Raw genomic sequence first — 16,753 nt, 5'->3', positions numbered from 1 at the left:
GCTTTACGTGATTGATTTTGCCCATGTCCGTTCGTTGCTCGAAGCGCGGCGCTCGGGCTACAGCCTCGCAGGGGACTTCTACACGGCGAGCGCGATGCACGAGCTCGATATCGAGGCGGTGTTCTCGAACGAATGGCTGTTCGCCTGCAACGTGGCCGAAATCCCGCAGGCCGGCGACTACGTCACGCTCGATATCGGCAAGACCTCGGTGCTGGTGGTGCGCGGCAAGGACGGCGGCGTCAACGCGTTCTTCAACACCTGCCGCCATCGCGGCTCGGTCATCTGCACCGAAGCGCAGGGGCATGCGAAGCGGCTCGTCTGCCCATATCACCAGTGGGTCTACGAGCTCGACGGCAGCCTCCTGAGCGCGCGCCAGATGCCCGCGGGCTTCGAGCGCGGCGAACACGGCTTGCGCCCGGTCCACGTCGAGGTGATCTGCGGGATGGTCTATATCTGCATCGCCGACAATCCGCCCGATATCGCGCGCTTCAAGGCGGCGGTCACGCCGTATATCGCGCCGCACCGGCCCGAGCGCACCAAGGTCGCGTATTCGGAGACCCTCGTCGAGGACGCGAACTGGAAGCTCGTGATCGAGAATAACCGCGAGTGCTATCACTGCGTGGGGAGCCATCCGGAACTGCTGGCCACGCTGATCGAATTCGCGCTGCCCGACGACCCGCGCGCCAACCGCGATTTCCAGTTGCTGATGGAAGAGAAGACGGCGCTCTGGGACAGCCTCGGCTTGCCGCATCTGCCCGCGGACGGCGGCACGGAATTCCGCTGCATCCGCTTGCCGTTCCATCGCGGCGCGGTGTCGTTCACGTCGGACGGGCGGCCCGCGTGCAAGAAGCTGCTCGGCGATATGACCGAGCCCGATATCGGCTCCGTGCGGATGTTCAGGGTTCCTAATAACTGGAATCACTTTCTCTCGGACCATATCATCCATTTCCGTGTGCTGCCGATCTCGGCCACGCAGACGGCGCTCAAGACGACCTGGCTCGTGCACGAGGACGCCGTGGAAGGCGTGGATTACGACATCGAGACGCTCACCCACGTGTGGCGCGCGACCAATGACCAGGACGCCACGCTCGTCGCGCACAACCAGCGCGGCGTGAACTCGAAGGGCTATCGGCCGGGGCCTTATGCGCCTTCGGAGTTCATGCTCAACAACTTCACCGACTGGTATGCGGCGAAGCTTGCGGGCTATGTCGATGGTCTGCCGGCGCATCATGCGCCGATCCGGCTCGCGCTGGCGCAGGCTTGACGATGGCGGATGGCTCCATGAGCCATTGCGCAAGCCGTTCGTGCACGGCGGCGCTCGTGAAGATCGCGAAGTGATTCGTGTCGGGGAGAACCGCAAACGCGCTCGCCGGCGCTTCCCGCTCGAACAATTCGCGCAGACGTTGCGCGTCGACGGCCTCGTCGTGCTCGCCGACCAGCACCGCAGCGTTGCCCGCGAGCTTGCGCAGATCGGCGGCGTAACGTCTGCGCGGATGATAAGAAGTGCAGAGGCGATACGAATACGCGAGGGTTTCCGAACCGTCGCGGAATTGCACGGGCTTGTTGAATTCGATGACCGGTAGCGCGTTGAGCCCGCGAATGCCGAAGCCATTCAGGATGCTCAAGCCGATGATGCGCCGTATGCTGACGGACGCCCAGCCTCCCGCCGATTGACCTCTCAGCGTATCGGACGTTGGAATGACGGGGCTCAGCATCAGGAACCGCGAGACAAGGTTGGCACAGGCGCCGCCGGCAAAGCGGATCACGAATCCGCCGCCGCTCGAATGTCCGCCAAGGACGATGGGTCCTGCGAAATGCTGTCTGCGCAGTTCGGCAATCAGATCGGCAATATCGTCTTCGAGCTGGCCCACGTATTCGACATCTCCCCAGCGGCGGCCGGACAGATAGTGGCCGCGGAGGTTCGGCAGGACAACCTTGGCCGCGCCCGATGCGGCAATTGCGCTGGCCAGTGGATGGTACGAGCGCCCATGAGCCGACGATCCGTGTATGAACACGAGGATCTGCTCCGCGCTCGAATCATAAAATCGCCAGGCGAGCTGCTCGCCGTCCCGGGCCCGATAACGGCGCAGCGCCGGCAAATCGGAGTCCGCTGGCCGGCGCAAGGCACCGAAGCCGAAGACGTCGTTTTCGCCGCGCGCCGCGCGTGGGGCGCTCGCGGCCATCGCGATGGCAATGGCGGCAAGTGCCAGTGCCGACACGAGAAGGTGTGCGATACCTAACAGAATCACCACGGGTGTCTCCTGTATGCGATCGCCGCCTCAAGCCCCCCGGGCGGCGCATTCTGTCCGTCAAACGAGCGGGATATAGATATCGGTCTGCCACTGGTCCTGCGGCGTTTCGGGCCAGGCGCTCAGGTAGTGAAAGAACAGCGGATGGTCGCGCAGTTCTTCGCCGCTCGCGGGCAGCCAGTCGCGATAGATCGGATAGATGGACTCGCCGATATGGTCGGACGATCCGACATGCCGAATCACGGCGCATCGTCCATCAGGAATCACGAGCTCGCGCACGCCGCTCGCATTCGGCGCGACGCTTTCGTGAATTTCCCCGCAAATATCGAAGCGAAAATCTTCGGCCGGCGTCGTGTCCGGGTTGCCGCGCGGGATGCCGAAGGTGCGGCTGCTCTCGACCGGCGATTGTCCGCTTTGCTTGCGCCAGTCGATGAACTTGCGCACGCTCTCGTTCACGAGCCCGGCTGGGCCGCGGTGTTCGAGCGCGGCAACGCGCGTCCGGGAAAAATCGATGATTCGAACTTGCATGGTGAGCTTCCTCGAAAGATAAGGAACAACAAAGTTCGCACTCCATATTTGCCAGTTTGGCTGCCGCCGGAACGCGCTGGGCGCGAGGCCGAATGCGCGCTTGAATGCGCGGCTGAAGGCTTCGGGGCTGTCGAAGCCGGCGTCGAACGCGGCGTCGAGCACCGTGCAGGCATCCTGTGCGGCGAGCCGGTGGGCCGCGCGGCGCAAGCGCATCAGTTGCACGTAGCGCGCAACGGGCACCCCCACGTAGGCCGCGAACTGGCGATGGAAATGGAACCGCGAAAAGTTGGCGACGCGGCTCAGCGTCTCAACCGACAGGTCGCCTTCGAGGTTCGTATCGATATGGGCGAGAACGGCGTCGAAACGCTTCGTATAGGCGCGCGTGGCGTCGGTGTGAGCTTGCATGGGCTGGAGCATTCTGAGCGGCGATGTGCTTATGATCGCTCACGTTGGCCGTTGTGGACCTAGCCGCGCTTGCTCGATTGACCGATCAACGTGCCGGGTTGAATGCTCGCCGGGTCTTGCGGATGGGAATGTGAACTTTGCGGCATGCACCGCCGCCTGCCGATGCGTCAAAGCACGTCGGACAGAATCGGCGATGGCATAACAGGAAGCATGATGCGGGGCGCGCGAACTATCCGTGTGAAGCAGGACAGCGGCGCCCCTGGAGATGCGCTGGCGGCGCGATGCGCCAGGCAAGAGCCGGAGCGGGCGGCGGAACGGCCACTGTAACGGTTGGCGTTACGGCCGCGCAGCCCCGGCGCAGGTTTACTCGGCGGTTGCGAGCTGGTTTGCCTGGGCCGCAGCAGCGCCTTCGGCCTGCTCGCTGCGTTGCTGGTGTGCGCGCGAGAGGCGGCCCATCAGCGGCAGCAACAGGATCGCGAGCAGCGCGCCGGCCGCCGCGAGCCAGCCGAGGCCGTTGAAGAGCTTCTCGTAGAGCGGCAGCGATGCGAGCGGCGAGAGATTGCCTTCGGGCATCTTCGCGTACGTGGCGACCACGCTGCCCAGGTATTGCGACACGCCCGTGGCTACGAAGTACGCGCCCATCATGAAGCCGCTCATGCGGGCGGGCACGTAGCGCGCGATCATCGCGAGGCCGAGGCCGCTCACGAGCAGCTCGCCGAGCGAGTAGAGGCCGTAGCCCGCCACCATGAACCACGACGAGACGCGGCCATCCACGGCGTAGCGGCCGCTCGCCGCGAACACGAAGAAGCCCGCCGCCACCACGACAAAACCGAGCGCATATTTGGCGGCAACCGGCACGTCGCCGCCGCGGCGCGCGAGGCTCGTGTAGATCGCGGCGAGGATCGGGCTCATCACCATGATCCAGATGGGATTGAGCGCCTGGAACTGCGCGGCGCTCCAGCTAAACAGCGTCGAGCCGAACAGGTTGAACGCGGGGTCGACGTTATGCAGCGCGAACAGCGTGAGCGAGGTCGACATCTGCTGATAGAAGATGAAGAACAGGATCACCTGGAGCGTGAGGATCAGCGCGGCGGTGAGGCCCGCGCGCTCCTGGCGCTCGCAGGTCACGAGCATCCAGCCGAAGATCGCGAGGATGGCCGCGGCCGCCGTGTAGACGCACGCCACGGCGAGCTGCTTGTCCCGGAGCACGATGAGCGTGCCCGCGCCGAGCGCGACGGCGCCGAGCAGAACCGCCGCGAGGCGCTTCCATTGCACGGGCTCCGCGTCCGGCATCGAGCCGATCTGCGCGAGCGTGCGATGCATGAGGAAGAAGTTGACGATGCCGAGCGCCATGCCGCCGCAGCAGACCGCGAATGCGGTGTGCCAGCCCCATTGGTCCTTGATCCACGGCGTGAGCAGCATCGAGAACATCGAGCCGATATTGACCGCCATGTAGTAGATCGTGAACGCGGCGTCGATGCGCGATTCGTCGCCTTCATAGATGCGGCGCACGAGATTGGCCGCGTTCGACTTGAAGAGCCCGTTGCCGACCACGATCACGCCGAGCGCCGCATACATGAGCGTGACGCTGTCGTTCGGCAGCGCGAGCAGGAAATAGCCCGCGAGCAGAATGGCCGCGCCGATCACCATCGAGCGGCGCGCGCCGAGCACGCGGTCGCCGATCCAGCCCCCGATTGCCGGCGACGCATAGACGAGCGCCGCGAATGCGCCCCACGTGAGGGTCGCATGCTCTTCCGTGAAGCCCACGCGCTGGACCATGAACAGAACGAGCAGCGCCGCCATGCCGTAGTAGCCGAAGCGCTCCCACATCTCGATCAGAAAAATTGTCGAGAACGATTTCGTCCTGGAAACCGGTGAATTCATTGTGACCTCAATTTGCTGCGAAGGTGGCGAAGACACGCGAAAAGCGTGTGAAGCGGGCGGCAACCTACGCCGGATGTTGCGCCGCTTGCGTTGACGGCGCTTATGGCGCCCATTGATTTCATGCCTCCTCCTGAACTGGTATGCGGATCGCGCAGGCACCAGATTTAGATATTTCTTGACGTTGCTCCGGCCAGGGCGCTTGCGGGTCTCGCTGGCGCGCTTTTCCGGTGCCGGATCATATAAATGAAAATCCAGCAGGGCGCAAGGGTATCAAACTAGGTTTACTATAATCAAACAAATTTTGATGATAATTCACGCGTCCGACATGGCTTCTATAGAAGGAAAGCAGGACCCGGCGGCGCTCGCGCTCGGGGAAAAGATCCGCGCGCAGCGCCAGCGGCTCAACCGGACGCTCGATCAGACGGCCACGGCGGCCGGTATTTCGAAGCCGTTCCTCTCGCAGGTGGAGCGCGGCCTGGCTTCGCCGTCGCTGACTTCGCTCTCGGGCATCGCGCGGGCGCTGGGCGTGACGATGCAGTATTTCGTCGAGACGCCCTCGGAGGAGCGTTCGGTCAAGCGCGGCGAGCAACTGGAGTTCTTCGGCTTTGCGGATTCGGCGAACCTGTTTGCGCGGCTCACGAATACGGCAGGCGGCCGCCAGCTCGAGTCGATTCTCGTGCGCATGCCCGTGGGGCAGAAGCGCTCGGAGGTCACCACGCACGCGGGCGAGGAATTCCTCTACGTGATCGACGGCGCGGTGTCGCTGGAGCTCGAAGGCAAGGAATTCCTGCTGAACAAGGGCGACTCGGCGCATTACCAGTCGACCGTGCCGCATAGCTGGAGCAATAACGGGGACAAGGAAGCGGTCGTCGTCTGGGTAGGGACGCCGCGCCTGTTCTAGAGCGGGGAAGTGCCGGACGCCTGCGCTCGTGATGAGCCTTGTCCCGGCCTCCATGTCTTTGCTTTCCGATCGGCCTGTGAATCAGCCCGTGAACTCGTCGGCATGCATCCATGCCGCGTGTTTGGGCGCGCGCTTCGTTTGCGACCATTCCTCGAGCATTTCCCATTTGACGTCGTCGAGTTGCTTCATCTGCTCGGGCGACGCGCAATCGGCAGCCAGTTCGATGCGGTGGCCGCTCGGATCGAAAAAGTAGATCGACTTGAAGATCGCGTGGTTGGTCACGCCAATCACCTTGATGCCGGCTTCCTCGAGATTCGCCTTGGTCTTGAGCAGCGTGGCTTCGCTATCGACCTTGAATGCGATGTGCTGAACCCATTCGGGCGTATTGGTGTCGCGTCCCATCGGCGGCGAATTGGGGATTTCGAAAAACGCCAGCACACTCCCGCCGCCTGCATCGAGAAAAATGTGCATGTAGGGATCCGGCGCTTTCGTCGAGGGAACGCGATCTTCGGCGATGGCGAGAATGAACCCCATATTGAGGTGCTTTCCGTACCATTCGACGGTTTCTTTGGCATCTTTGCAGCGGTACGCAACGTGGTGGATCCGGTCGATTTTCACTTCGCATCTCCTCATGGATAGATCGGCATATGGTAACAATGGTTACTATATGCGGACGGATAGTAGAGCGCGGACGCAAGCGCGTCATCGGTGAAAACCCGAGGGAATTCCGCAAGCGGGGATAATTTCTCCCATTTCCTTGCGCACAAATAACCTGTGTTACGATTTGTGGCATGGATCTTCTCAAGTTTCTTCCCTATCGCGCCGCTCGTCTCGCCGATGCCGTGAGCCGCGCAGTCGCGCCCGTTTATTCGGAGCGTTTTGGTTTGTCGCGCGATGAATGGCGCGTGCTGGTGGCCGTCGCGGGAGACGACCAGATGAAAACCACGGATCTGATCGCGCACACGACGCTGGACAAAATGCAGGTGAGCCGCGCACTGGCGCGAATGGAAAGTGCGGCGTTGATCGAGCGGATTCCGGACCCCGAAGACGGGCGGGCGCGCATCGTGCGTCCAACCCAGGCCGCGCGCAAGCTCTACAAGAAGATCGTGCCGATGGTTCAGGCGCGCGAGGCGTTCCTGCTGGACGCCATTACGGCGCAAGAACGGGAGGTGCTGTTCAGCGCGATCGACAAGATCATCGAACGCGCGTTGCAGCTGGAGCGGCAGGGGTAAGGCGCTAAAGCCGTTAAAGGTAAAGGGCCACGCGCTCAGGACGCCGGCGCTTTCTTCGTCTTCTTCGCTTTCTTGAGCTGGTTGAATTCGATCGCCGCGCGAACGAGCGCCTTCAGCGCGCGCGCATTGACCTTGTCGCCCTCGAAGAAGTCGATCGCGCGCCGCGCGTTGCCTTCGAGTCCGGCGTTGAACAGCTTGTCGGGATCGGGCAGGCTCGCGCCGTACTGGAACGTGAGCTTCACCTTGCCCTTATGCGCATTGGCGACCGCGATGATGCCGTCGCGAGACCACACCGGGCTGCCCATCCACTTCCATTCCTCGACGATCTCCTTGTCCGCTTCGAGGACGGTCTTGCGCACGGCGGCGAAGGTCGCGCCGCGCCAGTCGGTGATGCTGGCGATCAACGCGTCGATTTGCTCGGATGGGGTCATGGGCGTTCCTGTCTCGCGATCGAAACCGGATGGGCGGCCGCCGGTGGCGGGGGTGAGCGCCATTATCCAACGCCAGGCGCTCGCGCGTCCGGAACCGGCGCGCCATCGCGCCATGACGCCCGAGCGCGCCTTACTTCACCGTGAAGCTGTAATGGCCCGTCGTGCGATGGCCGTCGGCGGCCACGGCGATCCACGTGACCGCGTACTGGCCCGCGCTGAGCGGATCGAGCGCCACCGACATGCGCTTGCTGTTGGCCGGATCGACCGTGGCCTTCTCGCGGATCACCGACTTGCCCGCCGCATCGGTCACGTTGATCGAGCTGAAGGCCGGTTCGAGCGCATCGTCGAAGTCGATGACGACCGCGTTTTGCGCCGTCGTCACGGTCGAGCCGGCCGATGGCTGCTGGTGCGTCGGATACGCGTGAGCCCAGGCCAGTTGCGCGCCGGCGAGCGCGAGCGCACCGGCGGCAAGGCGAAAAGAGCGGGGAAGCGTGGCGAATTTCATCATGATGGAACTCCGAAAAGCGATTACTGGAAGAGCGGCTTGCCGATGCTGTTCGGCGCGACGTCGTCGAAGAAGATGTGCGCCTGGACCAGGATGCCCACGTGCGAGCCGCTGGCGCGGTTGACCGGAATCTGCGCCTCGATGCCGAGCTGGCCATAGCGGTTTATCCAGATGAAGCCCGGATTGACCGTGCCGGTCGTTTGCCCCTGGCTGCGCGAGAGCGGCACTTCCACGAGCGGGATCAGATTCGAAAACGGCTGCGGCAGGCCGAGATCGTGCACGTGCTGCTGCAGATAGGGCAGGCTGTACTGGAACGTGAAGGCGTAGTTGAACGCGTTCGGCTGGCCGCTGCCCGTGGTGAGCGACGGCCCCAGTTCGCCGGTGATGGCGACGGGGCGCAGCCACGCGAGCGAATCGGGCAGGTCGCCCATGCCCTTGCCCGCATAGACGGTGGGCGAAATGGTCGAGTAGCTGTCGCCGATGGCGCGGCTGCCGGTGCCGCCGAGATCGGCGTCCACGCCCACCGAGGTCATGAACTCGTGCGCATCGTTCACGTAGAGCAGGTACTTGAGCCCGACGCCGAAGTTGTCGAAGCCGCGCGCGGTGGGATTGTTCTGCATGACGTAGCTTCCGTCGACCGAGAACGCGAGGCGCGGCGTGATGAGTTTGTCGTACTCGACATCGAACGAGTTGATGCTCTGGTCGCCCGCGTCGCCGGGCACGCGTTGATGCCCGAACTGGAAGTCGGCCTCGTCGCCGACGCCGGGGTCGTCGACGGCCATCGTCGCGGGAAAGACGCGGTCGCCCGCGATCGCATGCGCGTGCGCGGCCGGTGAGGCGAGCAGCGCGCCCAGCAAGGCGCAGCCGAGCGAAGCGGCGAGGCGGGTCGTGCGTTGCTTTTGCATCGCGCGCATCGTTCGCTGCCTTTGCAGCGCGCGCGTGAGCGGGCCGTTCCGCCTGCGCGGCGAAAAATCAATCATGAGGTGTCCTGAATCGAAGGTGGCGCGCGCCGCGGATGGGTATCGGCAGGCGCGCGCGAACGCGCGGCGACGTGGCCGGCAAGCCGGCGCAGAGGTCACCGCATGGAGCCGCGAACGCGGCAACGATCAGGTCAGGCGGAAGGTGGGGCGCGCGCGAGCGCGAAGGTCAGCGGCTCCGCGCGCGTGAGGCGCGCGAAGCGCGCGACGACGCGCGCATGCTCGAGGCGCGTGGCGAGCAGGAGCGGAACCGGCACACCGGGCGCAGCCGGCAAATGGGCGAACAGGTTGCAATAGCCGCAATCCTGCATGTCGCCGGGGGAGCCGTGCGCGTTGGCGCTGTGGCCGTGCGTGGCTTGGGTGGCGGCCATCGCGCCGCGCATCGACGGCATGTCGCAATGCCCGGACATCATCGGCGCTGCCGCTTGTGCCCCCAGCGCTTGCGTGGCTTGTGCCGTGCTGGCCGCGAGCAGATGCGAAATCACCGGCGCAAGCGTGGTCATCAGGATCGCGAGCGTCCCCAATAGACTGACCAGCTTGAGATGGAACCGGCGCACGGCGCAAAGGAAAAACGGCGGTGAAGAGAGCGACGATTATGCCACGCGTTGGCCGTGGCGCTTGCGGCCCCTTGCGTTCTGTGTGGCGTCGCGGCCCGCTATCCGTGTGAACGGATGAACCGTGCTACTCCGCGGCTTCGAGCAGCCCGAGCATGAGCGCGCGACGCACGGCGTGCTTGCGCGAACTCGCGTCGAGCTTGCCGAACAGATTCTTCAGATGCCACTTGATGGTTTCCTCGCCCACGCCCAGCGCGAGCGCGATTTCCTTGTTCGAGAGCGAGCGTCCGAGCAATTCGAGGATTTCGCGCTCCTTGGGCGTGAGCACGACGCCCGACACCGCGCGCGTTTGCGGCGCCGCGCGGATCGCGCGTGGCGCGGCGATCGGGTTCGGGCTGCGCGCGGCTGCGCCGGGCGTGCTTTCGAGCGTGCGCCGCGCCCAGTCGACCACGGCCGGGTGCAGATCGGAAAGCGTGCGGACGAGATGAAAGGTCTGCGCAAGATCGCTGGCCTCGAGCAGCAGCGCGCGGCCGCCCGCACCGGTTTGCTCCAGCGCGTAGGCGCGCAGCGCCATGATCTCTATGCCGTCGCCCCGGCGCTTCATGGCGCCGGCGAGCCGCGCGGCCTCATCGAGCGCGTCGAGCGCCTGCGGCCAGCGGCGCGCGGCGATGGCGGCGCTCGCCTGGGCGAGTGCCTGGAGCAGCAGGATCTGGCGTCGCCATAGTGGCCGCTGCGGCTGTTGCGGCGCGCTTTCGTGCCGCGCGAGCTCGCCGATGCGCTCCATGAGCGCCTCGCAGGTCTGCACGCGATAGTAGTTCGCGTGCATGCGCACCTGCTCGGCGAGACTGGCCATGGACAGGCGCGGCAGCCGCCGCGTCACGCCGAGCGCATGCAGCGATTCGAGCAGATCGAGCGCCCGGTGCTCGGCGCCATGCGCCGCGGCGATGCGCGCCGCCGTGCGCCAGGCGAGGATCACGGTGTCGGGCGTCCCGCTGCGCTCCAGCACGTCGAGCCGGTTGGCGAGCAGCGCCGCCGCCTCGTCGATGCGGTCGGCTTCGTAGGCGAGCGTCGCGCACACGGTGGCCAGCATGGCGCTGAGCGGATGGCGGCGGCCGAGATCCGCGTCTGCGCTGGCGAGCGCCGGTATCAGCACGGCTTCGGCCAGTTGGAGCTGCCCCTCCCAGAAGTAGCTGAACCCGACCACGAAAGCGCCCCAGCGCCCGACGTAGTCTGATTGCGCCTGCGCGGACCCTTGCGGCGCGCGCGGCACGCGCTGCTGGAATTGCCGGGCCTGGGCGGGTTCGCCCAGTGCCAGCGCACGCGCGCCGAGCCGGTTCGCGTGCACCTGGGCGAGCCACGGACGCGCGCTCGGCGCCGCGTCCACCCACGGCTCGAACAGCGCGACGCAGCGGTCGATGTCGTCGGCGAAATACGCGGCGGCGCTCAGGATCAGCGCGCATTCGTAGCGCAATTCGGCATCGACGCCCGGAGCCGCGAGCACGCGCTCGACCTGCTGCCCGGCTTCGCGGTGGCGCTCGCCGAGCGCAAGCGCCCACGCCGCGGCAAGCCGCAGGCGCGGGCGTGCTTCGAGCTGCGCCTCGGGCAGCAGTTCGAGCCATTCGAGCATGGCGCTCAGATGGCCCTGGCGCACGGCGTCCAGCAGGCTGCGCTCCGCGAGCTCGAACGCAAGACGATGTTGCCCCGCCGCGTGCGCATGGCGCGCCGCCCGCTCGGTCATGCCTTGCGCCGCGAGCCAGGCGGCGGCGCGCGCGTGCAATTCGGCTTGGAGTTGCGAGGGGGATTGCAGGGGAGCCTGCGGCGATTGTGCAAGCCGAGCGCGCAGCACGTCGCGCACGAGCGCATGCATCTGGAGCCATTCGTCGCCATCGGCGGCCGTGAACATGGGCGTGTCGCGCGCGAGACGCACGAGTCGTTCCGCCGCCTGCGGCTCGCCGGTCAGGGCGGCGCACAGTGCCGGATGGAGCGTGTCGACGATGCTGATGTGCTCCAGAAACTCGACGTCGTCAGGCGCGAGTCGGGCAAAAAGCGCTTGCAGCAGGCGCTCGCGCAGTTCACCGGACGCGCCTTCCGGCGCCTCGACGATCTGGCGCGGATCGCTCGCGCGCTCCATCGCGGCCAGCGCCAGCTGCAGGCCCAGTGGCCAGCCTTCGCAAAGCTCGAAGAGGCGCGCGCCGGCGTCGGCGTCCATGCGCTCGCCGAAGCGCGCGGCCGCGAGCGCGATGGTTTCGTCGATCCGGAAGCGCAGCGCTTCGGCGTCCACCAGCACGCACTGGCCATAGGCGAGCAGATCGGCGAGCGGCGTGTCGAGCCCGTGCCGCGCCGCCACGACCGTGCGCAGGTTCGGCGGCGCGTTGTGCAGGATATAGGCGAGCGCGCGCACGCCGGAGGCGGGCAGCCGCTCCGCTTCGTCGACGATCAGCACCAGCTCGAACGAAAGCTGCGCCACCTCCGCGAGCCACGCCGTCACGCCTTCGAGCTCGTGCGCCGCGCCCGCTGCGCCTACCGCGCCATCGGTCAGATGGCGCGCGAAGGCCGGCCGCGCGCAGGCCGTGCGGACCGCCTGCACGAGGCCGGGCACGAGACGCTGCGCGTCGTCGCGCTCGTCGGCCGAAAACCAGGCGACGGCGGTGCCGTGGGCGAGATGCTCGCGCCGCCAGAGCGCCAGCAACGAAGTCTTGCCGAAGCCCGCGCTCGCCTGCACCAGCACCGCCTGGCGTTCGCGCACGGCGGCGCTCGCGGCGCCCAGCCGCGAGCGCGTGAACAGGTGCGCGGGCTCGCGCGGCGCGACCGTTTTCAGGACGAACTCGCTGGCGGCCGGGGCGCTCGGGGCCGAGGGGGAGACGGACGGGGGCACGGAAGGAGGCACGGAAGGCGGTACTGAGGGAGGCATCTGGCGGGCAGGATCGAATCGGTCGACCAGCGTGGCGGGCTGGCCGGCGCAGGGATGCGGGATGAAAGCATCGGCTGGACGGGCGGCCCGCGTCAAGCCCCCCCGCGTCGAGGGGGGCGGTCGCGCGCCGCGCCGCTACCATTCTTTTCAAGACAGGCGAGGCCGTATGCGAGCGGCGCCACAGGCGCTCCCGGTGGATGGAATCGATGTCGTGACGGCGCGGCCCGCGTTGGGCGCCTGCCGGATTTGGGTGAGTCGGAGACCATGTATCGCCATTTTCTCGTTCTCGTGGACGATTCCGATGCCGGTATCGACACGGTGGCCCATGCGGTTGCGCTGGCGCGCTCGGTCGGTGCGCGCATCACGTTCGCGCACCTCGCGCGGGAGTCGCAGGACCGCGCGCGGGAGATGAGCGCCGATATGGTCACCGCGAAGGCCGAGGCGGCGGCGCGGGCGCTGGGCGTGCCGTGCGAGTCTGCGCATGCGACCGGGACTGCCGCGCCGCACATGCTGGCGAACGCCACCGGCACGCGGGGCTGCGATCTCGTTTGCATCGCGGCGCAGGCGCTTGCGGCGCGCGACGGCATGGGCGAGGCCGATGCCGATTCTTCCGCCGCCATGTTTGCGGCCCCGGACGTGCCGGTGCTCGGTTGCGCCGTGCGGCGCAGCCCAGCCGCGGAGCGCGTGGTGGCGGCGCTCTACCTCGCCCATCGCGTCACGGCCGGTGCGCTGTGCGAGGGGCTGGCCCATTCCGGGCTGGCCCATTCCGGGCTGGCCCATTCCGGGCTGGCCCATCGTGGGCTGGCCCATCGCGGACCTGCCGCCGTACCCGGCGCGCCAGCGAGCGCCGGGACACCCGACCAAGCCCACATCGAGCCGATCCTTTCACGGCTCGACGCCCTGCGAACGCCCCGCCTGGGCCCCGGCGATGCCTGCTTGCTGTCCACGCTGCTGCGCAGACGCACGAGCGTGGTCGATGCCGAGCTCGGCGAGCTCGCGCGGCAGCACCGGCGCGGCACGGCGCTTTTCGCGGAGCTCGCGCACGCCGTCGCCGCCGTGTCCTCGGGCAACGCGCGGCCCGCACGCCTCGACGGCGCGCTGAGCGATTACGCCCAGTTCGTCTGGGAATACTTCGGGCGCAAGGAGGGCGTGATCGTGCCCGCCGCGCAGCGCTATCTGCGCGAAGACGACTGGCGCGAGATCGAGGCGGCCCTCGTGACCGCGGTGGCGGTCGCGACTATCGACAACACCGCCGCGCGCGCCTGAGCAGCCGAATATCGAAGGAGACAGAGTTGCATACGCATTCCATCAAGACTATCAAGGCCATCAAAGCCGCCCCGCACGCGCATGACCCGGCCGACGCTTCCCCGCGAACCTACGCATGGGTCGTGTTCGCGCTGACTTTCGCGCTGCTGCTGTCCGATTACATGTCGCGCCAGGTGCTCAACGCGGTCTTTCCGCTCCTCAAGGCGACATGGGGGCTCTCCGATACGCGTCTGGGCTCGTTGAGCAGCATCGTCGCGCTCATGGTTGGCGTGCTGACGTTCCCGCTCTCCGTGATCGCCGACCGCTGGGGCCGCGTGCGCAGCATCGTCCTCATGGCGGCGCTCTGGAGTCTCGCCACGCTCGGCTGCGCGGCCGCGGCCAGCTACGGCGCGATGCTGCTCGCGCGCGCCTTCGTGGGGCTGGGCGAGGCGGCATACGGGAGCGTAGGCGTCGCGCTGATCCTCAGCATTTTCCCGGCGCGCCTGCGCTCGACGCTCACTGGCGCCTTCATGGCGGGCGGCGCGTTCGGCTCGGTGCTGGGCATGGCGTTGGGCGGCGTGCTCGCGGTGCATCTGGGCTGGCGCGCCGCGTTCGGCGCCATGGCGTGCCTCGGCTTCGCGCTCGTGCTCGCGTTTCGCCTCGTCGTCACAGAGGCGCGCATCGCGCACGACCGTGGCGCGCGCCCTCACGCGCACGCTCGTGGCGCGGCCCGGGAGGCCGGACGACTCGACTTGCGCAGCGTGTTCTCGGGCCTCTTCTCGACGGTTTCGGTGATCTGCGCCTATCTCGGCAGCGGCCTGCAGCTCTTCATCATGGGCGCCGTGGTGGCCTGGATGCCGAGCTTCCTGAACCGCTACTACGCGCTGCCGCCCGACCGCGCGGCGGTGGCGGCGGCCGTGTTCGTGCTGCTCGGCGGGACCGGCATGATCGTGTGCGGCGCGCTCACGGACCGCGCGAGCCGGCACGCGCCCGAGCGCAAGTGGACGATGGCGATCGCGTTTTCGCTGCTGTCGTTCGCGCTGCTCGGCGCCGGCTTTTACGCGAGCCCCGGCCCGCTGCAACTCGTTCTGCTCGGCGGCGGCATCTTCGTCGTGGCGGGCACGTCGGGGCCCGCTGGCGCGATGGTCGCCAATCTCACCCCCGAGTCGATTCATTCCCCGGCGTTCGCCACGCTCACGCTCGTGAACAACCTGATCGGACTCGCGCCGGGGCCGCTCGTCACGGGCTTCATCGCGGACCGCATCGGCCTCGTCGGCGCGTTGCAGGTGGCTCCGCTCGTGGCGCTCGTGGCCGCTTTCGCTTTTGCGCTAGGCAAGCGCCGCTATGGCGCGGTGTTGCGGGCCGTCGCGCAGCGGCATGCGTCAGCCATGCCGGCGACATCGGCAACGTCGACAATGGCGGAGGCGCACCATCATGCATGAAGTGGCAATCGGCGCGGCGGACGGCCTGGACGAGGGCCAGCGCAAGCTCGTGTTCATCGACGGGCGCAGCGTGGTGGTTTTCAACGTGGCCGGCCGCTTGCACGCAATCGAAAATAGTTGCCCGCACAACGGTGCGTCGCTGGCCAACGGACGCCTGGACGGCACGCTGCTCACCTGTCCCGCGCACGGACTGCGCTTCGACCTGGCCACGGGTTGCACGCCGGGGGCAGGGCAATTGTGTCTCAGCGTTCTGCCGATAAGGACGTTGAAAGGACAACTGATGATTACGCTCGACACGGCTTGAACGACGACGTCACGCCCCGCCCCGCATCAGGCCGTGCGCGCCGTGGCGTTGCGCTCAGTGTCCGCCGTGATCGCGCTCGAGATGCGCGGTGCGCCAGCGGCTGGGCGGCTGGCCGAATTCCGCGCTGAACCAGCGCGAAAACGCGCTGGGCTCGGAAAACCCCAGCCGGTCGCTGATATCGGACACCGAATGACGCGGCTGCGCCAGATACCGTATCGCCAGCGACGCCCGTACTTCGTTCACGAGCGCCGAGAACTTCTCGCCGCGTTGTTCGAGCTGGCGCTGCAGCGTGCGCGGCGCGAGGCCGAGGCGCTCGCTCACGGGCTCGATCGCGCCCGCGCCGCGTGGCAGCAGGAGATGGATCGCGCGGCGCACGTTGTCGGCGAGCGACGCCTCGCCATAGCGCGGCTGCAGATCGAGCAGTTCCTGTGCGTAGCGCGCGAGATGGGGATCGGCGAACGGATTCGTGCGGTCGAGGTCGCGGCGCGCGAGCACGATGCCGTCGAACTCGCTGTCGAATTCGATTCGTGCTCCGAAGAAACGCCGGTGCACCTCAAGACGCCTGGGCGCCGCGTGGGCGAAATGCACGGCGCGCGGCGCGTATTGGGCGCCGAGCATCGCACGAACGAGACTCAGCACCGCGCCGACGGTCAGCTCCACGAGCTCCGGCCCCGGGTCCGGGCGCGCGGTCACGAGCGCGACGTGCAGCACCGCGGTGTCCTCGACTTCCTCGACCTGAACCGAGACCGAATCGCTCAGCAGATGCCGGTAGGGCTCGACGCGCGCGAGCGCCGCGCGCAGCGTGGGCTGATGCTGGAGCAGAAGGCTCAGCGAGCCGAAGTCGGAAAGCCGCCATGCCTCGCCGATGCGCGCGCCAAGCGAGCGGCATTCGGCCCGCCCGGCGCTGCCCGCCAGCGAGACTTCGAACACGCGCGCGAGACTCGACTCGGGAATGCGCAGATCCGGCGTCGTGAGGCAGGACGGATCGAGCCCCGCTTCGCGCAGCGCGCGCACGGGATCGATGCCCGCGTGGCGGGCAATTTCCGAATACTTGGTCAGGGACGCGCTTCGAACGAGGATGGGCATGGGGTCGCAAGGAGGGCTTCGATGACGCTCGCATGGGCAGAGGCCGCTTGCCGAGCGTATCGAGGGTACCGTTGCGCCGGCGCGCCGTCTGTGCGGAAT

The 16,753-nt window shown here is 67.1% G+C and carries 16 protein-coding genes; 6 read left to right on the top strand and 10 right to left on the bottom strand.

What is annotated here, in order from left to right:
• Positions 1-7 precede the first annotated feature (7 nt).
• Complete coding sequence (locus U5775_RS28435) at positions 8-1,264, top strand: aromatic ring-hydroxylating dioxygenase subunit alpha (protein ID WP_322061441.1); 1,257 nt, start codon at positions 8-10, stop codon at positions 1,262-1,264.
• Here the strand turns inward: U5775_RS28435 and U5775_RS28430 are convergent.
• The 3 genes from U5775_RS28430 to U5775_RS28420 all read right to left on the bottom strand — a co-directional run bounded on the left by U5775_RS28430 (position 1,173) and on the right by U5775_RS28420 (position 5,066).
• Positions 1,173-2,252 (bottom strand): alpha/beta hydrolase, encoded by a 1,080-nt coding sequence (locus U5775_RS28430; RefSeq protein WP_322061440.1) that lies wholly within the window; start codon positions 2,250-2,252, stop codon positions 1,173-1,175. The genes U5775_RS28435 and U5775_RS28430 overlap by 92 nt on opposite strands.
• Positions 2,253-2,309: 57 nt before the next feature.
• Entirely contained in the window at positions 2,310-3,182 is an 873-nt protein-coding gene (locus U5775_RS28425; RefSeq protein WP_322061439.1) for an AraC family transcriptional regulator, read from the bottom strand.
• Between the two features lie 363 nt (positions 3,183-3,545).
• A complete protein-coding gene (locus U5775_RS28420) occupies positions 3,546-5,066 on the bottom strand; it encodes an oligopeptide:H+ symporter (protein WP_322061438.1) in 1,521 nt (506 codons plus the stop codon).
• Positions 5,067-5,391: 325 nt separating this feature from the next.
• Between U5775_RS28420 and U5775_RS28415 the strand changes: the two genes are divergently transcribed.
• Positions 5,392-5,967: a helix-turn-helix domain-containing protein gene (locus tag U5775_RS28415; protein WP_322061437.1), complete on the top strand. Its 576-nt coding sequence runs from the start codon at positions 5,392-5,394 to the stop codon at positions 5,965-5,967.
• 81 nt (positions 5,968-6,048) lie between these two features.
• Here U5775_RS28415 and U5775_RS28410 read toward each other — a convergent pair whose 3' ends face one another.
• Complete coding sequence (locus tag U5775_RS28410) at positions 6,049-6,585, bottom strand: VOC family protein (protein WP_322061436.1); 537 nt, start codon at positions 6,583-6,585, stop codon at positions 6,049-6,051.
• A 224-nt stretch (positions 6,586-6,809) separates the two neighbouring features.
• Here U5775_RS28410 and U5775_RS28405 point away from each other — a divergent pair, with 224 nt between their 5' ends.
• Positions 6,810-7,199: a MarR family winged helix-turn-helix transcriptional regulator gene (locus tag U5775_RS28405; RefSeq protein ID WP_322061435.1), complete on the top strand. Its 390-nt coding sequence runs from the start codon at positions 6,810-6,812 to the stop codon at positions 7,197-7,199.
• A gap of 35 nt (positions 7,200-7,234) precedes the next feature.
• Here the strand turns inward: U5775_RS28405 and U5775_RS28400 are convergent, their stop codons facing one another.
• The 5 genes from U5775_RS28400 to U5775_RS28380 form a co-directional block, all read right to left on the bottom strand.
• Entirely contained in the window at positions 7,235-7,630 is a 396-nt protein-coding gene (locus U5775_RS28400) for a DUF1801 domain-containing protein (RefSeq protein ID WP_322061434.1), read from the bottom strand.
• 130 nt (positions 7,631-7,760) lie between these two features.
• Positions 7,761-8,135: a copper resistance CopC family protein gene (locus tag U5775_RS28395; protein WP_415913677.1), complete on the bottom strand. Its 375-nt coding sequence runs from the start codon at positions 8,133-8,135 to the stop codon at positions 7,761-7,763.
• A 23-nt stretch (positions 8,136-8,158) separates the two neighbouring features.
• On the bottom strand, positions 8,159-9,040 hold the full coding sequence (locus U5775_RS28390; protein WP_322061432.1) for a hypothetical protein: 882 nt from the start codon (positions 9,038-9,040) through the stop codon (positions 8,159-8,161).
• Positions 9,041-9,246: 206 nt separating this feature from the next.
• On the bottom strand, positions 9,247-9,669 hold the full coding sequence (locus tag U5775_RS28385) for a DUF2946 domain-containing protein (RefSeq protein WP_322061431.1): 423 nt from the start codon (positions 9,667-9,669) through the stop codon (positions 9,247-9,249).
• Positions 9,670-9,793: 124 nt separating this feature from the next.
• Positions 9,794-12,577, bottom strand: a complete 2,784-nt coding sequence (locus U5775_RS28380) for a LuxR C-terminal-related transcriptional regulator (RefSeq protein ID WP_415913676.1) — start codon at positions 12,575-12,577, stop codon at positions 9,794-9,796.
• A gap of 264 nt (positions 12,578-12,841) precedes the next feature.
• Between U5775_RS28380 and U5775_RS28375 the strand changes: the two genes are divergently transcribed.
• Genes U5775_RS28375 through U5775_RS28365 form a run of 3 tightly spaced genes read left to right on the top strand, consistent with a single transcriptional unit; the run spans position 12,842 to position 15,568 of the window.
• The gene (locus U5775_RS28375; RefSeq protein WP_322061429.1) at positions 12,842-13,843 is read left to right on the top strand and encodes a universal stress protein; all 1,002 of its coding nucleotides are present in this window, start codon (positions 12,842-12,844) and stop codon (positions 13,841-13,843) included.
• Between the two features lie 26 nt (positions 13,844-13,869).
• Entirely contained in the window at positions 13,870-15,264 is a 1,395-nt protein-coding gene (locus U5775_RS28370; RefSeq protein WP_415913675.1) for an MFS transporter, read from the top strand.
• Complete coding sequence (locus U5775_RS28365) at positions 15,257-15,568, top strand: Rieske (2Fe-2S) protein (protein ID WP_322061428.1); 312 nt, start codon at positions 15,257-15,259, stop codon at positions 15,566-15,568. The genes U5775_RS28370 and U5775_RS28365 overlap by 8 nt, the downstream gene beginning before the upstream one ends.
• 54 nt (positions 15,569-15,622) lie before the next feature.
• Here the strand turns inward: U5775_RS28365 and U5775_RS28360 are convergent, their stop codons facing one another.
• Entirely contained in the window at positions 15,623-16,654 is a 1,032-nt protein-coding gene (locus U5775_RS28360) for an AraC family transcriptional regulator (RefSeq protein ID WP_322061427.1), read from the bottom strand.
• Positions 16,655-16,753: the final 99 nt, after the last annotated feature.

The organism is Paraburkholderia sp. J63, assembly GCF_905220245.1.
Lineage (GTDB): Bacteria > Pseudomonadota > Gammaproteobacteria > Burkholderiales > Burkholderiaceae > Paraburkholderia.
The sequence above is the reverse complement of the archived record's forward strand: the minus strand, read 5'-3'. Positions and strand labels throughout refer to the sequence as shown.